The following is a 21,918-nucleotide window of genomic DNA, read 5'->3' as shown; positions in this document are numbered from 1 at the left end:
TACGACATAATGTAGCAATTTAAGGAAAAAGCTGTTCTCCAGCCGTCATCCAAAAAGTGATTAACCCCTATAAATTTAGATAGATTTATAAAATGCCAGAGCCAATAACTTACACAATGGAAAATTTAAGTGATACACGAAAGTTTTTATCTAAATTTTGTAATCCTATTATTTTAACTAATGAAATTGGTAGTACGAGATATTACGGTATGTTAGTACTTGATTATATGTTTAGAAAATTAACCGAAGAATTTCCTCAAATCATAAAAGTTATCGTTAATGTAGAAAATGATCATGCAGCTTTATTTACCGCGATCAAACTTAATTACCAAAATATAGTTTACACTAGTGAATCATCAGAAATCTTGGATTAGTAGTATATATACTACTAGGGTAATTTAAAAATTGCAACTAATGATATAAAATACTAAGTCCTATGAACAAATTTTAAATTTCATTTTTTTCTAGTTTCCGACATCTCCTCAACACAACTAACCATATCAGTAGGTATATCAACATCACAAAGAGCTGACATTTCTTCTATATCACCACTACAATGTAACACTATATAATTATTATCAACTGTAATAATTTGTTTAGCAACTTCAACTAAACTTCTAATCCATTCTGCCCTTATTTTTGCAAAATGCGTTAAAAAGCGTTGTAGCCCTACATAATCATACCTATCTTTAACGATTCCACCATCAATAAGCACTTTTAAATCTTCATCACTCATAGTATTTAACATCTCTTTCGCATCCGTTACTGGATATTTGCGAAGTATTAAGTCAATTTTCAAACATTTAGAGTATTCATCACTAATTTTAGCATGCAAAGCACCCATACAAATATCATCTGAAACTAGCGGTACCTTTGAAACCAATCTTCTCTCTAATGAACTTTATGGCAGTAGATGATACACTAGTTGGTAACTTAGGGTCTATAGAATCAAACACAATGTGAGCTACCATTCCCCACACCGCTTTATTATTTTCAAAAATTTTAGATAATTGTCTAAATACAGCGAAATCTGTGTCATTTAATTCAGCAAGTGAAGCGGTAACACGTGGCAACTGATTATGGCTATCAAGAGCAGCACTGCCATGTCCTGGCATATGTTTCATAATGGCAATGCCATTTTGAGAGTTTATTGCTTCTATTGCTTTTGTACACAATTCAACTACTTGGTTAACAGAGCTACCAAAGCTACGATTTCCAATAATTCCATTAGTATAGGGGTGAGTCAAGTCAGCATCAGGACTACATGGTGAGTTTATTCCATATCGGTTTAATCCCTTCATTATGTTTGAATAATTTTCAAAAACTTTTTCCTTAGCTTCCTTCGCATTCTTTTCATATATTTTACCAAACTCAGCAGCAGCTGGGTATTCTTGATCTACCATAGGAGGCTTCAATCTTGCAACTCGCCCCCCTTCTTGGTCTATAAAAATCAATATATCATGCTCATATAAGTTTCTTAACCCTTTTACTAACTGTTTTAACTGCTCTGGATTGTCAATATTTCTGCCAAAGAGAATAAAACCATGTACTAGATTCTTTGAGAATAACGCTTTTTCTTCTGGAGTTAGACTAGTACCAGCAACACCAAATATAAAAGGTTTTATTTTAGATAACGTTTTTTCTTCCGAAGCCAAGCTAGTACCAGAAGATTTTATTTCAGACAACGCTTTTTCTCCTGGGAACAATAGTACAAGCAATACTAGATGTAAAAGGTTGTATTTCAGCCATTTTGCTCTCATGTAGTTTTCCTTATAAATTGCTAAATTTTGAATATAATACCAGTTTACGTTAATGCATAAAGTTATACAAGTTAAATCTATATTAATTTTCCATTATATAACTTTATGTATTAGACACTTATATCATAATTTAAAGATATAAGTGTCTAACGTAAATTGGTATTAGGAGGTTCATAGATCTATTTTTTAAAACCCAAAGAAGTAAGCATATGCATGGTTTCCATTAGTGGTAACCCCATAATATTTGAGTAAGAGCCGTATATGCTAGGAATAAAAGCTTCAGCATAGCCATGAATCATGCAGCCACCTGCTTTATTGATCCCATCATCTAGGCTACAATAGAATTCTATCTCTTGATGACTTAGTTTTTTAAACTTGACTATAGTTTGCACTAATTTTTGTCGTATTAGGAATTGTTCGGAAGTCTTTTTTATTATACAAACACCTGTATAAACCCTATGACGTCTCCCAGATAAAATATTAAGACAATATCTAATATCTTCACTTGTTAAAGCTTTGGGTAATATTTTCCTACCACGAGCTACAACAGTATCAGCGGCTATAATTATAGCTTCACCAATTATTTTTTCGGCAACAACTTTTGCTTTTTCCTGTGCCAATCTTGTTGCCAATTGATTTGGTAACTCTCGTAAATATTCTGTTTCATTAATATCAGCAGGAATAATTTGTGTAGGCAATACTTTGATTCTTTTTAGCAATTCAAGCCTTGCCGGCGATTGTGAAGCTAGGATTATATTTATACTCTGTTGTTCTAAATTACTTGAGTATACATTTGACATAAATATGAAAAAATTTTAATGACGATGAATAACACGACCTTTTGTTAAGTCGTAAGGGGTCATTTCCACTGTTATCTTATCCCCAACAAGTATCCTAATACGATTTTTACGCATCCTACCAGAAGTATGGGCGATAATAAAATGACCATTTTCTAGTTTTACTCTAAAAGTTGCGTTAGGTAAAAGCTCAAGGACAATTCCTTCAAAATTAATTAGCTCTTCTTTGGTCATTACAACTTAATTAAATTATATTTAAAATGGCTCCCCGGGCCGGATTCGAACCAGCGACCTAACGGTTAACAGCCGTTTGCTCTACCGCTGAGCTACCGAGGAACATTCGCCTTTATAGCTACCAAATCATTACTCCGTCATTGCGAGGAAGTGGCATTGCTACGATGAAGCAATCCAAATCTAATCACTTTTCTAGATTGCTTCATCGCCACTAAAGTGGCTTCTCGCAATGACGTAAGTTTACTATGGATAAATGCTAATTGGGTTAGCTATATATAGACTAAACTCCTTATAACAAATCTTTTGTCTAGGGTCTAGTGTTTTCTTATTTTTTCTATAAAAAATAAATTAAAAACTACTATGCTGGTGTATCTGAGCATTCATTACTAATCCAAAGCCAATAAGCATTGATGCCATCATTGTACCACCATAAGATATAAATGGTAAAGGTACGCCTACTACTGGTAATAATCCCATCACCATAGCTATATTGATAAATACATGACTAAATAGGATCGATGTTATGCCTATTACCATCAGCTTACTAAATATTGTTCGACAATTAGTAGCAATCATCAATGAAATCACTATAATTGCTGAATAAATAATTAATAGAAACAAACTGCCAGCAAAACCAAATTCTTCAGCAAAAGTAGCAAAGATAAAATCAGTCTGATGTTCTGGTAAAAAGTTTAAATGGCTTTGACTACCTTTGGTGAGTCCCTTACCCCATAATCCACCAGAGCCAATAGCAATTTTTGATTGGATAATATTATAGCCAGCTCCAAGTGGATCTTTCTCAGGATTCACAAAAACCATAACTCTTTTTCTTTGATAATCATGCATCACTTGCCAAATAGCTGGTACGCAAGTAACAACGATAATACCAATTATCATAAAATTTCTTACTCTAAAACCAACAGCAAAAAACATAATACTAGCAATAATGATAGTAATCACTCCAGTACCTAAATCCGGTTCTTTTATTATTAGTAGAACCGGTAATATCACAGTTATTATAGGCAATAAAATCTTATGAAACCTAGTAAAATCCTCAGTTTTTAGTTGATGAAAATACCTAGCTAACATTAATATTATGGCTAATTTTGTTGGTTCAGAAGGTTGTAAGCGGATGACTCCTAAATCTATCCAACGCTTTGCTCCCATAGCGATAGAGCCAAAAAGCTCAACACTAACTAATAAGATAATAACCGCGATATAAAATATATAGGAAAATTTAAATATATATTTAATGTCAATAATCGTAATAATCATCACAATTGGTATGAACAAGAAAAAAATCATCATTTGCTTATACGCCCAAGGTTGAATATTACTATCAGAGGCGGAATATAGTACAACAAAACCAATGCTACAAATTACGCTAATAAGAATAATTAAAGTAATCGGCAGTTTTTTTAGTTTTTCAAAATAATTTTTTTGAATTGACATTTTAGGTAGATATCCATAAAAATTAACTATAAAACAAGATAAAGAACATGAAATTATTATTACATAACACACTAACTCGTAATAAAGAAGCTTTTGTACCGCTAAATAGTAATCTAGTAAGAATGTATGTTTGCGGTCCAACTGTCTACGATCACCCCCATATTGGTAACGCTAGGTCCGTGGTAGTATACGATATTTTATATCGTATACTAAGTAAAATATTTGGAAAAAATCATATAAAATATGTTCGTAATATTACCGACATTGATGATAAGATAATAAATAGAGCCAAAGAACTAAAAATAACTATTTCTGACTTAACCGTTAAAATTACAGAAGAATTTCACTGTAACATGCAATATCTAGGTTGCCAGACGCCAAATATTGAGCCAAAAGCCACCCTGCATCTTGATGATATGATTGCGATTATTCAAAAATTACTTGATCTAAATCATGCCTATATTGCAGATAACCATGTTTATTTTGATATTTCTACTGTCCCAGATTATACCAAATTATCAAATCGTAATCTTGAGGAAATGCTAGAAGGAGTGCGTATTGAAAATAATTCATCAAAAAAACATCCACATGATTTTGTATTATGGAAACCAGCCGATAAAGATGAAGAAATATTGACAAATTTTGATAGCCCTTGGGGAAGAGGTAGACCAGGATGGCATATAGAATGTTCAGCGATGAGCTATAAATATTTAGGAGAGAATTTTGATATTCACGGCGGTGGAGCAGATTTAATTTTTCCTCATCATACTAATGAAATAGCACAAAGTACATGTGCTTTCCCGAATTCTCACTTCGCTAAATATTGGGTGCATAATGGATTCCTAACCTGTAATGGTGAGAAAATGAGTAAGTCACTCAATAATTTTATTACGGTAAAAGACTTGAAGGATAAAAAAGTTCCAGGTGATGTAGTTAGATTATTGCTAATGAGTAGCCATTACCGGAAGCCATTAGATTACAACGATAAGGCTTTGGAAGATGCTAAAAAAACCATGAATTATTGGTATAGAGCAGTAGAAAATTTAGATATTAATAAACTTAATGTTCAAAATGTTTCAGAAGAATTCTTATCTAGCCTATTCGATGATCTGAATACACCTCTTGCCATTAAAATAATCAATGATTATGCCAAACTGGTTTTTGCCAGCACCAAAGAAGAAGATAAATACACATACGCATCTTACTTACTTTCTTGCAGCAATTTTATAGGTCTAATGACTAAACCAGCTAGCGAGTGGTTTCACTGTGAAATGAATGATGAACTAATTATCCAACTAATTGCCAAACGACAACAAGCAAAGTTACAAAAAGATTGGTCATTAGCTGATCAAATTCGTCAAGATTTATTAAAAGATGGCATTATTATAGAAGATCAACCAAATGGAACAACTAATTGGAGAAGTATTCCTAGAAGCTAGTTATCTCCGACAGCCTCCTAGTAGATCATTTAGTACATTCTCACTATTTTCGCTCCAAGTAGCTAATATTCCTCGGGCGTCCTTGTTGCTAGAATTGTTCCATAATATATCCCATTGTTTTTTGAGAGTACTATTATTTAAAATGTCTCCTGTATAATGAATATTAAAAGCCAACATAGCTGATATAGTATCATCATCTAATAATCCTAGATTTGAGTTATCTGCTTTTATAATCGGATAACCAAATTTCTCAAGTAGTTTCTGTACTTCTTCAATCTTATTCTTATCCTGCTTTGTTTTATCATTATAAGATATTATAATTTTAGGATTCTCTTTTCTTGAAACAAAAGAATAAAAACCAAAAGATGCCTTAGCAAACTTATCCCAAGGAAAATATATACCAGGATCTATTTTTCTACTTGATGCCCAGTCACTATGAGCTATCATTAGTTTTGGGTTTATTGCATATTTAGACACTAATGTTTTAACTAGTTCAATACTGGCATTTATTTGCTGATCAGTGAAAGGCTCTGTGCCGAATGCAACGTGTTCAATACCAATAGACCAGCTATTCATATCATTATCAAGTATTGAAGTTGCAATATGAGGGTTAAGGATACTATTTTCTTTTAAATTATTTGCTCTATCATCTGATCCAAAAAATCTTGAATTTATAAATGTTGGATCAACTGGATCAAGATCACTATCTGGTTCTAATTTCCCTCTACCAGCATGCCATGCTCTATACTGATCTGGCACAAATCTATAAACGATACCATCAGTATTTATCACATAATGGGATGAAACATTTGATGTATTATTGGTAAATACTTTGATAGTTTCATTAAGATCGCATGCTGTATAATGCATCACTATCCATTTAGCAACACCATTATTCTTTCTCAAATTATAATTATTACATTTCCCTGCCTCAGGTTTCTCTTGAGGATCAGGTGGGATTTCAAAATTTGTACGTAAATAAGTATTATTAATATTGTTATCTCTCATACGTTAATATTCCTATTAAATAGACTTAGAAAAGCGGCTGCAAAGACCCATAAGCTATATAGTTTAACAACACCATTCATTGTAATTATATATATCTATCTTGTCAACTAAAACCCCCTTATTCTTGCTAGTGATTTATTCGATCGCTCCTTTATAAAATTCAAAAATTGACTAACTGAATCAACTATGTCATCATTTTTGCAATGTGGAAAACTTAACAACTCGCTAAGTAATATAGTATTAAAAGCCGATTGTTTTGGTAAAACTACGGCTGCAGATTGGAATAAAGCTAAAACTGAAGAAAATCTAGTAATTTTATCAAGTTTAGGCTTTATGGCAACTATATTAATGACCCCATCTAATCTTAAATCTTGTATAACCTGCTGACCGCTAGCTTTATCTTCGATTAATATATATCTAGGACAATATTTCTTGGCTAATTTCTCTACTTGCCCCTTTAACTCTGGATAAGTAACTTTTTGCCTGAACATCGATACAAGATAATATTTCTTATCTAAAATGCCCCACGATGTACAAACACTATAATCAGCATTTTCTGAAATTTTAATTGCAGTATCCCAGCTTTGCACAAAATAATCAAATTTTTTCGGTATAGTTTCATAAAAACTAAGATCCTCGATATTTAACAATATACAATTATTAGATATTGGTTCTTGCAAATATTGAGCAGCATAATTATGCACACCAATTTCTTGTTCTAATTTAATAAGATAATCAGGATTATCACGAAATCCATGTAAAATATCACCTATAACATATTGATATTTATAGTTGTTAATTGAGAATATTTGATCTCGTTTCGCCATAGCTGGAATTTTTAAATGATGCCAGCAATTGGAATTTGCCAACAAATATCCGCTTAAATCTTCTTCATGTAATCTTTGCATAACTAATACTATCGCTCCGGTATTTTTGTTGTTAAGTCTGGTGACGAAAGTTTGTTCAAACCATTCAACTACCCTCTTTCGCATTTTGGGGGAGTTAATTTGAGTAGGGTTATGTGGGTCATCAATAATAAGTATATCGCCCCCTTCACCTGTTGCTGAACCACCAACTGATGTAGCAAACCTAAAACCATTATTATTTGTCAAAAATTTACTTTTCTGATTATGTTTTTTACTTAAAATAGTCTTCGGAAAAATTTGCTGATACCAGTCAGAAGTAAGTATCAAACGACAATCCAAAGAATGTTTTACACTCAATACTTGGGAATAGCTGGCAGACATAATCCTTTTTGACGGATCATGTCCTAATATCCAGGCTGGCCATGCTACTCCAATACACACCGATTTTAGAGATCTAGGCGGCATATTGATGATTAGTCTCTTAATATCCCCATTTTGTACGGCCTGTAAATATTCAGCAATTAGCTCAATATGCCAATTGGCTTGATATTCTATTCCAGGATTAATGGTATTAAATACTTTATTGATGAAACTATTAAAATCTTGTCTCAATATTGCATGTAATAACTTCTTTGGATAAGTCATTGATATTTACTCAAAAATTCAGCTATGATTTCTTTATCCTCTTCTTTCATTATGGTATTTTCATTTAAATACTCATCTTTACTGAGCTTATTTAGCTGGATAATTAAATTAACTAATTTATTCAATGTTTCAGTAATATTCTTTTTAATTATTATCTCCCCCTTGGATTTTCTTGATTCTAGCTCGTCTAGTTCATTTTCAAGTAGAGAAACTATCTTAGCAACAAAACTATGTAATATGGTAATTGTGTCGTTTGTCATAATCTATCTCCACCATCTATAGGCTTAAGCCCAACAAGAGACCTTTTCTCGTTCAAAGTCATAAAACTAGCATTGGATATTTTAGCCCATAAATTCTCACGTTTTTCGGTCAATGCTGAAATACTATCACGATCAAAATCAATAATAATCTCCTACTGATACCAATGTGATAACCAATTACCTAAAGCATCTGATAATTTATCAAGCAACGGAATTAACGTCTCTTCCCACAGAGCTAACCTAGCTTCTTGCATATTACTATAAGTGTTATCACCATTAATACCTAGCAATTGAGGTGGAATGCCGAAAGCTAAAGCTATTTCCCTGGCAGCAGAATTTTTTGCTTCAATAAAATCCATATCTTTTGGATTAATACTCATTTCCTGCCAATCAAGCCCACCTTCCAAAAGAAGAGGTTTACCAGAATTGTTACTACTGGTAAATTTTTCGGTAAGCTGTTCATGTAACCTATCAAACTGTTCATCACTAAGATAACCATTCGTTTCTTTGACTATCAACGCTCCACTTGGACGAGCCCCATTCCTCAGTAAAGAACTATTCCAACTAGTAGCTTGCGAATGCAAATCAATTGACAAGGAAGCTGCATCAAGACAAGATAGCCCATAATAACAGTTGCTAGGATGATAATTTTTTAAATGTAACACCTTACTCATTCGATCAATTGGCGAAATGGGATAAATTCGTTCTCCACTGCTACTCATATATCTATAAGCTATTGGAGAATTCCTCTCTAGCACTAACTCAGTTGAATTGGCAGGTAATAAATACATCTCTCGGGGACGATTATGTATTAATGTTGCTAAAATATAAGCATTACCATATAACAGCTTGCTTGCTATCACCTCACCAAAGAAATCTGCCCCTGCTTTTTCTGGATTAGGTTTTCTTAATAGATTATAAACCGGATGATTTGGTATTTTCTCCAAAGCTCCTCGATTATTTTTATTAACTATCCAAGGTACATGACTTGCCGACTGGGCTATTAAATTCACACATCGATAAACTATGACATTTCGACGATATGCTTCTATCCCAACTCTTACATCTCTAAATTCCGAATTCCCTAGATTAGTAAAATCAATAAATGTATGTGCTTTACAGCTCTTAGCTTTAAAGACTTTTTTAAGATATTTTGTTATCATACTCACCTAAAATAAATTTCTTGTAAATATAGCTAACTTGAATAAGTTTTAGATAATTCCTTTGTCATTGCGAGGAGATCATAAGATCGACGAAGCAATCCAGAAATTAGCTATAGGTAAGCCAATATCTTGGATTGCCTCGTCACTACTAAAGTAGCTCCTCGCAATGACAAAGGAGTTATCTAAAACTTATTCAAGTTAGCTATATTTACTTATAACATTATTTTATAGCTGCACTAAGTGTTGATACATAAATTTTTATCAAATATTCAAAATTTTTAATTGAATCACATACCTCACATGAGTATAACTAATTAATTAAATTACCTTACACATAATCCACATGGCAATTTAAAATTTGCCAAATAAGTACAAGGTGTTATTGCAAGGCTACGTGAGTGTAGTGGCAATCCACATTCATTAAATTGCTTTGTCTACCTACGGTCTTTCTTGCAATGATGGAGTAATGTTAATCGGGTTAACTTAATTTTAGGAATTGGTATGATAGCTTTGACTGCAATATTAACGGTAATATTACCGTTGATCTCTGGTATGATCAATGGTTTGTTTTGTCAGTGTTTTAGCAAGAAGCAAGCAGCTTTTATTGCAACTATTGCAATAAGTTTATCGGCAATATTAGCTAGCTTTATATTTTATAATGTGGCAATAAACAAAGTCATTATTCATCTAATTTTAGCAAAATGGCTAGTAGTTGGTGAAATGAACATAAATTGGGCAATTTATGTCGATCAGCTGACTGCTGTTATGTTCATAGTGGTTACTTGGATTTCAGCTATAGTACATATTTATTCTCTTGGCTATATGGCAGATGATGATGGATTACCTAAATTTCTATCATTTCTATCATTATTTACCTTCTTTATGCTAGCTTTGGTGTCAGCAGATAATTTTGTCCAATTATTTTTTGGTTGGGAAGGAGTTGGTTTATGTTCGTACTTATTAATTGGCTTTTGGTATCAAAAAGAAACGGCAAATAAAGCAGCAATTAAAGCCTTTATTGTCAATAGGGTAGGGGATTTTGCTTTTATAGTGGGGATTATTACCATTATTGTTTATTTTGGGGTAGTTGATTTTGCTAGTGTATTTGATAAAGCACAATTATTGTCTAATATGCAATTAAGTATATTGGGTTTTACAGTATCAATAATTGACGTAGTGTGTTTGTTATTGTTCTTAGGATGTATGGGCAAGTCGGCACAAATTGGCTTGCATATATGGCTACCAGATGCCATGGAAGGACCAACGCCAGTTTCCGCTCTTATTCACGCTGCAACCATGGTAACAGCTGGGGTCTTTTTAGTAGCTAGGTGTTCTTATTTATTTGAATATAGCGTAGGGGTATTGAGCTTTATTGCCATTATTGGTGGGATTACCTGTATATTTGCCGCAACTATTGCCATAGTTCAGAATGATATAAAAAAGATTATTGCCTATTCCACTTGTAGCCAGCTTGGTTATATGTTTCTTGCTTGCGGTGTGTCAGCTTATAATGCTGGTATTTTCCATTTAGTTACTCATGCATTTTTTAAAGCTTTATTATTTTTATCAGCTGGTAGTGTGATTCACGCTTGTCATGAGCAAGATATTTTTAAGATGGGTGGTTTGAAAGATAAGATGCCAATTACTTACTGTAATTTCTTAATTGGTTCACTGGCACTGATAGGTATTTATCCTTTAGCAGGATTTTATTCAAAAGATGCTATTTTAGAGCTAGCATATAGTAGTGGTGGTGTAATAGGTAGTATAGTGTTTATTCTTGGAATTGTTGCAGCAATTTTGACTGCCATTTATTCTATGAAAATTATCTTATTAGTATTTCATGGAAAAACCAGATTAACTACTGATCAATTTAATCATGTTCACGAATCACCTAATATTATGAACCTGCCACTTAATCTCTTAGCGATAGGTAGTCTTGTTGCGGGGATGATAGGTCATTATATTCTCGCTCTTGACAAACCAAATGGTTATTTCCGTGATAGTATATTCAATATTCACATTTACCGAGTACTGGCAGATCATCCTCCTCTTTACATAAAATTATTACCAATGGTTGTGGGATTGGTAGGTATTATTTTAGGCATTTATTTTTATAGAAACATTCTTGATAAAGTAAAAATAACATTTATCAAAAAATTGTTGATAAATAAATATTATTTTGATGAAATATATGACTTGCTGGTAGTAAAATTAGTCTCTAGCTTAAGTAGGTTATTGAACTTGATCGATCAGAAAATTATTGATAGATTTGGTCCAAATAATTTTGCCAAAACAGTAAATTACTTTGGGGTTTTGGTAAGTAGATCGCAAACAGGCTATATATTTAATTACACCCTGTATATCGTTTTATTTATAGTTGTTTATATTACTTTTTTTATAGTTTCACAGCAAATTCATTAAAATAGAACTTCTTAGCCAAATATAAAAAAGATAGCTTTAATTATACAGGATAATGATAGCACAAATATTAGCCCCACTAAGTATAAAATTACAAACCAAAGCCATTGTTTGCATTTCTGAGAAATAAAAATTTTCCTCAACTTACTAATACATTGGGTGATGAGTTGATTTTCCACGGAATATATAATAACAATAAATTGTATAACCTAATATTACCGGTAAAAGTAACACAGCTCCTACCAACATTAGAGATTGTGATTCGGCTATTGCTGCAGATTGCCATAAAGAAATTTGATATGGTACTGTAAAAGGCCAAATACTTAGGATTAGCCCTAAATAGCCTAAAGCAAAAAGCAACATTGAGTAACAAAAAGGCTGGAATTCTTTATTTTTATAAAGAGAGGCGAATAACATAAATAATGTACAAATAGTTAAAATAGGAATGAGTGAAAGATATGCAAAATTAGGCATAGTAAACCAGAATATACGAATTCTCTCGTTTAAAAATGGTATCCATAAACTTACCAATCCCATAAATAACATAACATAAATTAATACATATGCCGCAGATTTACGAGCCCATATTTGTGTATCTTGGTCAGTTTTCATGATCAGCCAAGTAGCACCAAGCAAAGCATAGCCAAATACTAAAGCAACACCCGTCATCAGAGAAAAAGGGGTCAGCCAATCAAAAGCATCACCAGCAAATACCCTGCCATCAACCTTGACACCTTGGATGAAAGCTCCTAGCATAATCCCCTGAAATAAGGTAGCAATGACAGAGCCAAAATGGAAAGAATAATCCCATATATAACGTTCCTTTAGAGAGGCTTTGAATCTAAATTCAAAGGCCACCCCGCGGAAAATTAAGCCCAAAAGCATTACGATAATTGGTATATAGAAGGCTGACATCAAAATTGAGTAAGCCAGTGGGAATGCAGCAAATAATCCACCGCCACCTAAAACTAGCCAGGTTTCATTACCATCCCAAAATGGTGCTACAGAGTTCATCATTTTATTGCGGCAATCTTGAGTAGGAGCAAATGGAAATAATATACCAACTCCTAGATCAAAACCATCTAGTAATACATAAAGAAAGATTGCGATGACAATTAACCCACCCCAAACTAAAGGTAAATCTATATAGGGAGCAAAATTAAGCATGGTTGTTGTCCTCCTCTATTGGATTTCCTAAACTGTGGAAACCGTATGTTTCTTCTTTTGTTATTATATTAGGCCCTTTCTTTATTAAATTTATAATATAATAAGTGGCACTGCCAAATATAAAAACATAAACTATCACAAAGGCTATTAATGAAGCAAAGATGTGTTGCCCTAGCACTGGTGAAGATGCTTCAGATGTTCTAATTAGATTATATACTATATAAGGCTGTCTACCAACTTCTGTAACAAACCATCCGGATAACACGGCTATAAAGCCAGTTGGGGTCATCAACATACACCAATATTGAAACCATTTAGTATCAAACAATCTTTTACGTAAATATAAGACTACAGCAATTGCCCCAGTAATTATCATTAATACACCGATTCCCACCATTACTCGGAAACATAAAAATACTATTAATACAGGAGGACGCTCTTCTTTTGACCATTCTTTTAAGCCTTTTACTTCTCCATCTAAACTATGGGTCAGTATTAAGCTAGCCATTTTGGGTATTTCTATAGCATATTTTGTTGTCTCTTCTTGTGCTGAGGGCCAGCCAAGGAGTCTGAGAGCTGCTCCTTTCTCCGTATCCCAAATACCTTCCATAGCAGCAACTTTTGCGGGTTGATGTTCTAAAGTATTTAACCCGTGTTGGTCGCCAATAAAAAGCTGTATTGGGGCAACAAATACTGCCATCAACATTGCCATACCAAACATAATTTTAGCATGGGCAACAAATTTGTTACGTATAAGATACCAAGCAGCAACACCGCCAATTACAAAAGATGTGGTTAAGTACGCTGCAACAATCATATGGCAAAAACGATATGGAAATGAAGGATTAAAAGTAATTTCCAACCAACTTACTGGGTATAAAACATTATCGGCTCGTACTTCATAACCAGTAGGGGTTTGCATCCAGCTATTAGCAGCCAGAATCCAAAAAGCAGAGATAATCGTACCAATTGCCACGATTAAAGTGGCGGCAAAATGCATCTTTTTACTAACTCTATCCCAGCCAAATAGCATAATTCCTAGAAAAGATGATTCCAAGAAAAAGGCAGTAAGCACTTCAAAAGCTAGAATTGGTCCAAGGACATTACCTACCTTATCCGAGAAACCTGACCAATTAGTACCAAATTGATAAGACAGAACAACACCGGACACTACCCCCATACCAAAGGTAATAGCAAAAATCTTAATCCAAAATTTATATAGTTCTTGGTAAATATTATTGCCAGTCTTGAGCCATAGCCCTTCTACTACAGCCAGCCAGCTAGCAAGGCCAATGGTAAAGGACGGGAAAACTATATGAAAGCTTACAGTAAAAGCAAATTGTATACGAGATAGTAGATTAGGATCGAATTCCATATTATTTCTGACTAGGTATGTAAGGATAGCATATACTACTTGTATGATATTGTCACGTTCTAACTTTCGACAGCTTAAGTCCAAACTAAGCAATTCAATGAATAGTAGATTGTCATGACCTTTATGTGGTCTTGCAATGATTTTTGTAAATTTGGCATAATGTTAGTCGGGTTAGCTATAACCTAATGTTAACCCATATTTAGCTAGTAAAGAGGAAAGTTCGGATTTTATATTATTCAGTCCTTCCAAGCTATCTGATTCATATCTAGCAATAATTTTGGCTTCGGTGTTAGAAGCTCGGAGTAACCACCATCTATTATAGTCTATTGTTGAGTCAATCCTTATCCCATCAATATCGTTGAAAGCAATATTTTTGCTGATTAACCCCTCTTTTATTTGCTGAATAATATCAAATTTGAGGTCATCTGGTACTGGAATGCTAATTTCAGGGGAGCTATAACATTTAGGTAGCTCATCTATCATATCGTCCAAGGTTTTTTCTGATCTTGATAGTAAATCAAGAAATCGTAGAGCAGCATAAATGGCATCATCATACCCATAATATTTATCAGCAAAAAATATATGTCCACTAGTCTCACCGCCAAGTAATGCCTTAGTTGTTTGCATCTTATCTTTAATAAAGGAATGACCTGTTTTCCACATTATTGGTCTTCCTCCATATGATTTAATCTGATTAAATATGGCACTACTTGATTTAATATCCATGATAATAGTTGCATGTGGGTTTTGCTCAATTACATCTTTTGCCAATATACAAAGTATCTGGTCACCTAGAATTATTCGTCCTTTCTTACTTATAATAGCTATACGATCTGCATCTCCATCAAATGCAATACCAATATCACAATCCTGAGTTCTAACTACTTCTATTAATTGTTCTAGATTTTTTGCAATAGTAGGATCTGGATGATGATTAGGAAAATTACCATCAATTTTTGAATTTATGACGATATTTTTGTTGGGTAACCTTAATGCTAATAAATCAGTAATATTTCCAGCTGCACCGTTAGCAGGATCCCATGCTACTTTTATTTTGTGATCTATAGTTAGTTCTTGCAAGATACTATCTATGTATTCACTCGTGATATTCAATTCTTGTACATTAGCTAGTGCCATAGAGTTATCAACCATACTAAAGTGATAGGTACTAGACCAATCAGTGCTTAGAATGTTATTTAGTAAATGTTGTATTTGTTGGTCGAAAAAGGACTTACCTTGTGATAACATCTTAAAACCATTATCGTCTTTAGGATTATGTGATCCTGTGATCATTATACTAGCTTGTGGCGTAAATATTTTGTCAGCAAAATATAGCATAGGGGAGGGAGTGACTCCTATGGAGATAACCTGTCCGCCAGCTGAGATAATGCCATTAACCAAAGCATGGTAAAGGGCAGGGGAGCTTAATCTACCATCCCGTCCTACAAATATTTTGTTCCCTTGTTTAGATATATTCATTTTAGTAAAACAAAATCCAATTTTATAAGCAATAGTTGTATTAATATCCAGCAAACTGCTTCCACGAATGTCGTATAACCTAAAAATTGTTCTATTTATTTCCATTGTCATTATAATTTACTATACTCAATGATTTAAAGAATTGATTACTATAAATGAAAATTTTAGCATTTGATACAGTAAATAATAGTGCATCTGTTGCGATTTCTGAAGATAAAATTATTCTAGCATATATTGAGGATTTAAGACCATCTATGCAGGCTGAAAAGATTGTGCCAATGATTGAAGAAGCTTTGAGAATAGCAAAGCTTTCTTACCATGACTTAAATTATCTAGCCGTTACAAACGGCCCCGGTAGTTTTACTGGTATTAGAATAGGATTATCAGTGGCAAAAGGAATTTTGCTCAGTACAAATATAATAGGTAGCACTATATCTAATTTTGAGCTTTCTTGGTGGAGAGCTACTAGGCAAGTAAAAAACTATAATAAAAATGTTGTTCTTAAATTTTTTATTTTTTTTAATGCATATAGAGAGCAATTATATAGCCAAGTTTTTGACCAAGATGGACAAGTATCTATTCCTTTACTGATAAGTTATGACCAAGCTGTGCAACTATTAAATATAGAAGATAATACTATTAAGGTCTGTGCCGGTAATGGGGTAGGGATGATATACGATAAAATTAGGGATAAAAAAAACGTAATAATTTTACCGCGTTTTACTAGAGTTAAGGCGTTGTATATATGTCAATATATAGCTGATAAAATAGCTATACAGTATAAGTTTTCTAACTCTATAGAACCGTTATATATTAGACTAGCTGATGTGAAGGTTAAATAGAGTGTATCAAGGAAAACAAAATAATCTAACCAAGGAACAGAAAGAAGCGATTGGGTTGCTGTCTATGGGAACATTTTTGGAGTATTTTGATTTGATGCTCTATATACATATGGCAGTATTTCTTAATGAGTTATTTTTTCCACAAACTGATCTGCATAATGCTAGTATTATGTCATCTTTTGCCATCTGTTCTACTTTTATTTTTAGACCAGTTGGTGCTGCGCTATTTGGTTGGATAGGTGATAAAGTAGGCCGCAAGGCTACGGTAGTTGTCACAACTTTCATGATGTCATGTTCTTGTTTGCTGATGTTTATTTTGCCTACTTATGTTCAAATTGGTGTTACTGCTACGGTATTAATCACTATTTGTCGGATAGTACAAGGCATATAATCCTTAGGAGAAGCAATAGGGGCAGAACTATATTTAACGGAAATGACAAAACCACCAATTCAATATCCTGTTGTTGGTTTTATCACTATATTTGCTAATCTAGGTGGAGTATTTGCTTTAGGTGTTGCGACATTGGTTACTTCATATGCTTTTAGTTGGCGATATGCGTTTTTATTTGGTGCAGTGATTGCCATGGTGGGAGTTGTGGCAAGAACACGCCTTAGAGAGACTCCAGAATTTGCTGATGCAACCACAAGACTACTCAATAAACTTAAAAATTTTGGTATAGAGAAAAATGATATTACTAATCAGAAAATGTTAAATGAGAAGTTAAATGAGAAAGTTAATATAAAAACTATATTAGCTTATTTAGCAATTGAAGCGACTGGACCAATTTGGTTTTATTTGGTATATATACATTGTGGTACTGTACTTAAAACCACCTTTAATTATAGTTATGAACAAATTATTGGACATAACTTGTTTGTTGCAATAGAAGAGCTATTTAGCGGTATTTTATATACTTATTTGAGTTATAAAATATATCCTATGAAAATTTTAAAAATAAGATTAGTAATTTTTGCTAGTACCATTGTATTTTTACCATATTTATTAACTAATACCCCATCGCCTTTTTATTTATTATTATTGCAGTTTTTTATATTGTTATTTAAAACAGGAGCACTGCCAGCGGCTCCAATATTTTATAAGCAATTCCCTGTATTTAAACGTTTTAGAACTGTGAGTATCTCATTCGCTGTGGGGCGGGCAATAATGTATGTTGTTACGTCTTTCGGATTAGTTTATTTAATAGATTGTTTTGGTAATTGGGGAATAGTAATGCTATTTGTTCCATTCATAGTGTTATATGGACTTGGTTTACGTCATTTTGAAATGCTAGGAGGCTGTCGGAGATAACTAATTAATTATATTTTGTGCTATTTTTAGGCGAGAATAAATAGGATTTTTGATAGGATGTGTACCTATTTCAAAAAAATCTTATAATTTGCAGCAAAAAAGACTTTATTCACCAACTAAATAAGCTTTGTTAACAGTGCCTAATAGCGTCTTGTACTTTTCTGCAATTTTAAAATTGTCATGGGGGTTATGCGTAAGATGAGTAATTTAGTATTTTATATCATTACTTACGACTTTTAAACTGCCCTGATTATATCACGAAGTTTTATATATGCAATCTTGCTATATGCCAGTATAATTAATATAACTAACCCGTTATATGTTCTAGATATCTTCTCCGCTATTAGTGAAGAGGCACTTTAGTGGCAACAAAGTAATCCATGGAAATGATTATGTTTGGAGATACCCTATATAAAGAATGAACAGCAGTTGTTATTCTTCTAGATTTAATATTTAATGTATTAAAACAACAATAGGGAGGCCCAAAATAGAATATAACATAATAGGAATAGATTTAGCAAAAAATATTTTTTATCTTCATGCCGTAGATAAATGCATTTTTGGGTAGATCAATACATGACATGACATTTAGGAACTTATAACAATATCAAGAGCCTAGACACTTATATCTTTAAATTATGATATAAGTAATTGTAAGAGGGTGACTTGATAGACACTGGACTGAAATAGTCGTAAACAGAATAAGTACCCTCTTACAAAGTTTGCTTTGAACAAATTGCAGAAGGTGCTGGAAACAGCAGCCTTGCACAATAAGATGAAGGAGATTATATCATGAGTAAAATAATAGGTCTAGATGTAAGTAAAAAATGGTTAGATATATGTTTATATGAGTCTAACAATAAACCGATATATAATCGTTTTTCCAACGATAAGTTAGGGCATGAAGAACTGATAAAATTAACAAAAGAACAAGAAATTAAGCTAATAGTATGTGAACCTACTGGAGGTTATGAAGCGGATATTTGCCAAAAATTGTATAATAATAAACAACAGGTACATAAAGTCAATACATATAGCTTTAATTCATTTAGTAAATCGGTGAATTTGTGTAAAACTGATAAGAAGGACGCATTTAAATTAGCATATTATGGCGATAAGATGCAGCTTTCAGCTAATTATTTATATCAAGTTGAATCCGATACTTTGAAGAGATATCAGCAAAGGCGAGAAGATTTAGTATTAATGCTTAGCAATGAAAAGAAGAGGCTACATCATAGTATTGATGGTATTGATAAAAAGAGTATAGAAAAGCTCATTAAATTTTTACAGAATGAAATAGCTGAGCTTGATAAAAAATTAAGTGAAGTAATAGATGAGTCAGAAGAGTTGAAAGAGAAGGTAAAAATATTAGAGAGTGTGCCTGGTATTGGTAAATGCGTAGCTAAAAAACTAATTAGTTTTTTACCTGAATTAGGGAATAAAAATTATAGTAGTAATGAATTGTCAGCAATTGTAGGGATAGCTCCTTATGCCCGTGATAGTGGTAATAAGCAAGGACGAAGATTTATTAGAGGTGGCAGAAAAATACCACGATATGCTTTATATATGGCGGTATTGGCTGGTAAAAACGGTGTCAAAAATGGTTTTCAATATTTGAAAGCTTTATATGATAGGCTTGTTAACAATTTTAAACCTAAAAAGGTTGCTATAGTTGCATGCATGCGTAAACTACTTGAAGTATGCCATAAACTTATTCAACAAAAACGTTGTTTTGTTATTTAGATAAATATTTTTATTTTTTTGAAAATTTAGATAAAAGATAATTGCTGTTAACAAAGCTTATTTGATTAATTCATCAATCAAATAAGCTTTGTTAACAGTGTCTAATCTAGTTAGCTGTATGTTCCAAGTTATAACTTAAAGAATTATTATTTTCGAATGCTACAGAAATTGATGAAACACCTCATATTTTCCAGTATAATGGGGTTTTTATGCGTTCTTTCTCCTTATGGACAAGCCGAAGATACTGTCCAAAATATAGAATTTTTTGATACTACCGATGAAGATAGTAACAAGTTAGAAATTAAAGACAACAACTTATCCAGTATACCAAATAATGCTGAAAATTCAGAATTAAAAACTTGCACTTTAGCTAAGATTATTGCTTTAAATAAAATTACCGCAACATCAAAGGAGATGTTATTAAAGCCTAATGAACCACAATATTTTGGTAATATTCAAATTAAACTTCATAAATGCATAAAAAACCTTGATCCTTACAATGGCGATAATTATATGCTATTAACCATTATAGAGCATAAGATTGATGAAGACCCTATGTTAATTTTTCAAGGATGGCTTATCTTATCAAGCATTTCAGTCTCCACCTTTGAACACCCAATTTATGAAATTTTTGCTAAAGATTGTTTATAAGGATATTTAAGAATGATACAATCTCTGTTTTATATTTTAGTAACGCTATTTCCAGCAGTTGGATTAATTGCTGGTTTTTCTGCGGCAGTGATAGTTCCTATTTGGTTATTAACTATATTAATTGCTTTATCAGATAAAATATTTATTAATTTGCAATATGCCACTATTAAAAAAACTTTGCTATCCAATTGGAAATTGGAATTACTATTTTGTCTTTGGTGTCTTATAACAAATTTTTATTCACTCAACTATCCCTCTTCTTTACTTAATTATCTACAAGTTTTTTTGATTGCTTTAATAGGATTTATCGTAAATAGCCATATTGACAAATTACCTATCAATGTAACCAAAATAAAAATATATTTTATTATAGGAATAATGCTGGCAATTGCTCTATTCTTTGTAGAATACTCTTCTCATGGTATTATAACAGAAGCTTTCCGCACTACTTTCCAGCCAAAATCTTCCGGTAAGTTCTTTTTATTCCTTCTTGATCGTGGCTGTTCTTTATTATCGGTTCTTTCCTGGCTACTTATTGCTATATTGATACTATATCATAAATATCTATTAGCACTAATATATTATCTATTAATTTTTTATTTATTATCTATCTCTGATAGTTTGGCAAGCTTTTTAGCATTTGCCATAGGTGGGTTAGTATTTTTAACAAATAGATTGTTAGCATCCAAATCTCTACAATCTATTTTTTTGAAATTATTTACCTTGGCTATGCTTACCGGTTCAATAATGATGCCGATAATTTCCTATAAAATACAACCATATTATGCATCAGAGCATTATGCTAAGTTTTTACCAGATTCTGCCAAGCATCGTGTGTTTATTTGGCATTTTGTTGCCAAGCAAATTATCAAAAAACCAATTTTAGGTCATGGATTTGCTTCTTCAAGAAATTTTAAAGTTGATAAAGAACAAATGGTTAGCTATCACCAATGGACTTGGTCACCCTTTCCTCTACATCCACATAATAATATAATGCAAATTTTATTTGAGACGGGCTTAATAGGTTTTATACTATTTTTATCTTTAATTTATAAATATATTCAAAAAATTAGTAATATAAGCTTAGTGCAGTCTCATAAAAGTGCTAAGATGAATTTAACTGGTGAGGAGATGGATATAGATACGTTAAATTACAAGTCTGTTGCCTATGCTTGCTTTATAAATTATTATATAATAGGTATGATTTCATTTAATATTTGGCAAATATGGTGGGTTTGCAGTGCTTTTGGGGCAGTTATTTTGCTTAAATTACTATTACGTCGAGCAACGACAAATAGATAACAGCACCT

The 21,918-nt window shown here is 32.6% G+C and carries 20 protein-coding genes, 1 tRNA gene and 1 pseudogene; 9 read left to right on the top strand and 13 right to left on the bottom strand.

Annotated elements, in window-relative coordinates; all coding sequences use genetic code 11:
• Positions 1-92: 92 nt before the first annotated feature.
• Entirely contained in the window at positions 93-374 is a 282-nt protein-coding gene (locus tag AAGD39_RS01015; RefSeq protein ID WP_375319403.1) for a hypothetical protein, read from the top strand.
• Positions 375-454: 80 nt separating this feature from the next.
• On the opposite strand, the gene AAGD39_RS01010 is transcribed toward AAGD39_RS01015, so the two are convergent.
• The 6 genes from AAGD39_RS01010 to rodA form a co-directional block, all read right to left on the bottom strand.
• Positions 455-844, bottom strand: coding sequence for a hypothetical protein (locus AAGD39_RS01010; RefSeq protein ID WP_341756797.1), 390 nt, complete (start codon positions 842-844; stop codon positions 455-457).
• A 7-nt stretch (positions 845-851) separates the two neighbouring features.
• Positions 852-1,685, bottom strand: coding sequence for a glycoside hydrolase family 3 N-terminal domain-containing protein (locus AAGD39_RS01005; RefSeq protein WP_341756796.1), 834 nt, complete (start codon positions 1,683-1,685; stop codon positions 852-854).
• Between the two features lie 254 nt (positions 1,686-1,939).
• On the bottom strand, positions 1,940-2,560 hold the full coding sequence (locus tag AAGD39_RS01000; RefSeq protein WP_341756795.1) for a Maf family protein: 621 nt from the start codon (positions 2,558-2,560) through the stop codon (positions 1,940-1,942).
• Positions 2,561-2,575: 15 nt separating this feature from the next.
• Positions 2,576-2,791, bottom strand: a complete 216-nt coding sequence (infA, locus tag AAGD39_RS00995) for a translation initiation factor IF-1 (RefSeq protein WP_341756794.1) — start codon at positions 2,789-2,791, stop codon at positions 2,576-2,578.
• Positions 2,792-2,818: 27 nt separating this feature from the next.
• A tRNA-Asn gene (locus tag AAGD39_RS00990) sits at positions 2,819-2,893 on the bottom strand.
• Positions 2,894-3,139: 246 nt separating this feature from the next.
• Positions 3,140-4,237 (bottom strand): rod shape-determining protein RodA, encoded by a 1,098-nt coding sequence (rodA, locus tag AAGD39_RS00985; protein ID WP_341757196.1) that lies wholly within the window; start codon positions 4,235-4,237, stop codon positions 3,140-3,142.
• 53 nt (positions 4,238-4,290) lie between these two features.
• Between rodA and cysS the strand changes: the two genes are divergently transcribed.
• On the top strand, positions 4,291-5,682 hold the full coding sequence (gene cysS, locus AAGD39_RS00980; RefSeq protein WP_341756793.1) for a cysteine--tRNA ligase: 1,392 nt from the start codon (positions 4,291-4,293) through the stop codon (positions 5,680-5,682).
• On the opposite strand, the gene AAGD39_RS00975 is transcribed toward cysS, so the two are convergent.
• The 4 genes and pseudogenes from AAGD39_RS00975 to AAGD39_RS00960 all read right to left on the bottom strand — a co-directional run bounded on the left by AAGD39_RS00975 (position 5,683) and on the right by AAGD39_RS00960 (position 9,624).
• Positions 5,683-6,690 carry an N-acetylmuramoyl-L-alanine amidase gene (locus AAGD39_RS00975; RefSeq protein ID WP_341756792.1) on the bottom strand — a complete coding sequence of 336 codons (1,008 nt, stop codon included), beginning with the start codon at positions 6,688-6,690 and terminating at the stop codon, positions 5,683-5,685.
• Between the two features lie 107 nt (positions 6,691-6,797).
• Positions 6,798-8,201: a phage terminase large subunit gene (gene terL / locus AAGD39_RS00970; protein WP_341756791.1), complete on the bottom strand. Its 1,404-nt coding sequence runs from the start codon at positions 8,199-8,201 to the stop codon at positions 6,798-6,800.
• Positions 8,198-8,461 carry a hypothetical protein gene (locus AAGD39_RS00965; protein WP_341756790.1) on the bottom strand — a complete coding sequence of 88 codons (264 nt, stop codon included), beginning with the start codon at positions 8,459-8,461 and terminating at the stop codon, positions 8,198-8,200. Before AAGD39_RS00965 ends, terL begins: the two co-directional genes overlap by 4 nt.
• A pseudogene (locus AAGD39_RS00960) lies at positions 8,458-9,624 on the bottom strand (phage portal protein). The gene AAGD39_RS00965 and the pseudogene AAGD39_RS00960 overlap by 4 nt, the downstream one beginning before the upstream one ends.
• A 501-nt stretch (positions 9,625-10,125) precedes the next feature.
• Here AAGD39_RS00960 and nuoL point away from each other — a divergent pair.
• Entirely contained in the window at positions 10,126-12,045 is a 1,920-nt protein-coding gene (gene nuoL, locus AAGD39_RS00955) for an NADH-quinone oxidoreductase subunit L (RefSeq protein WP_341756789.1), read from the top strand.
• 144 nt (positions 12,046-12,189) lie between these two features.
• Here nuoL and cydB read toward each other — a convergent pair whose 3' ends face one another.
• From cydB to AAGD39_RS00940, 3 genes are all read right to left on the bottom strand, one after another.
• Complete coding sequence (gene cydB / locus AAGD39_RS00950) at positions 12,190-13,209, bottom strand: cytochrome d ubiquinol oxidase subunit II (protein ID WP_341756788.1); 1,020 nt, start codon at positions 13,207-13,209, stop codon at positions 12,190-12,192.
• Entirely contained in the window at positions 13,202-14,584 is a 1,383-nt protein-coding gene (locus AAGD39_RS00945) for a cytochrome ubiquinol oxidase subunit I (RefSeq protein WP_341756787.1), read from the bottom strand. Before AAGD39_RS00945 ends, cydB begins: the two co-directional genes overlap by 8 nt.
• Before the next feature lie 171 nt (positions 14,585-14,755).
• The gene (locus AAGD39_RS00940; protein ID WP_341757195.1) at positions 14,756-16,168 is read right to left on the bottom strand and encodes a phosphomannomutase/phosphoglucomutase; all 1,413 of its coding nucleotides are present in this window, start codon (positions 16,166-16,168) and stop codon (positions 14,756-14,758) included.
• A 50-nt stretch (positions 16,169-16,218) separates the two neighbouring features.
• On the opposite strand from AAGD39_RS00940, the gene tsaB reads away from it, so the two are divergent.
• From tsaB to AAGD39_RS00910, 6 genes are all read left to right on the top strand, one after another.
• Complete coding sequence (gene tsaB, locus AAGD39_RS00935) at positions 16,219-16,905, top strand: tRNA (adenosine(37)-N6)-threonylcarbamoyltransferase complex dimerization subunit type 1 TsaB (RefSeq protein ID WP_341756786.1); 687 nt, start codon at positions 16,219-16,221, stop codon at positions 16,903-16,905.
• 1 nt (position 16,906) lies between these two features.
• Positions 16,907-17,296 carry an MFS transporter gene (locus tag AAGD39_RS00930; protein WP_341756785.1) on the top strand — a complete coding sequence of 130 codons (390 nt, stop codon included), beginning with the start codon at positions 16,907-16,909 and terminating at the stop codon, positions 17,294-17,296.
• A gap of 42 nt (positions 17,297-17,338) precedes the next feature.
• Positions 17,339-18,214 (top strand): MFS transporter, encoded by an 876-nt coding sequence (locus AAGD39_RS00925; RefSeq protein WP_341756784.1) that lies wholly within the window; start codon positions 17,339-17,341, stop codon positions 18,212-18,214.
• Between the two features lie 792 nt (positions 18,215-19,006).
• Positions 19,007-19,957, top strand: coding sequence for a transposase (locus AAGD39_RS00920; protein WP_341756716.1), 951 nt, complete (start codon positions 19,007-19,009; stop codon positions 19,955-19,957).
• A 198-nt stretch (positions 19,958-20,155) separates the two neighbouring features.
• Positions 20,156-20,608 carry a DUF2155 domain-containing protein gene (locus tag AAGD39_RS00915; protein WP_375359848.1) on the top strand — a complete coding sequence of 151 codons (453 nt, stop codon included), beginning with the start codon at positions 20,156-20,158 and terminating at the stop codon, positions 20,606-20,608.
• 12 nt (positions 20,609-20,620) lie between these two features.
• Entirely contained in the window at positions 20,621-21,910 is a 1,290-nt protein-coding gene (locus AAGD39_RS00910; RefSeq protein WP_341756782.1) for an O-antigen ligase family protein, read from the top strand.
• Positions 21,911-21,918 lie beyond the last annotated feature (8 nt).

This window comes from Candidatus Tisiphia endosymbiont of Nemotelus nigrinus, assembly GCF_964026475.1.
In the GTDB taxonomy this organism is placed as follows: domain Bacteria; phylum Pseudomonadota; class Alphaproteobacteria; order Rickettsiales; family Rickettsiaceae; genus Tisiphia.
The sequence above is the reverse complement of the archived record's forward strand: the minus strand, read 5'-3'. Positions and strand labels throughout refer to the sequence as shown.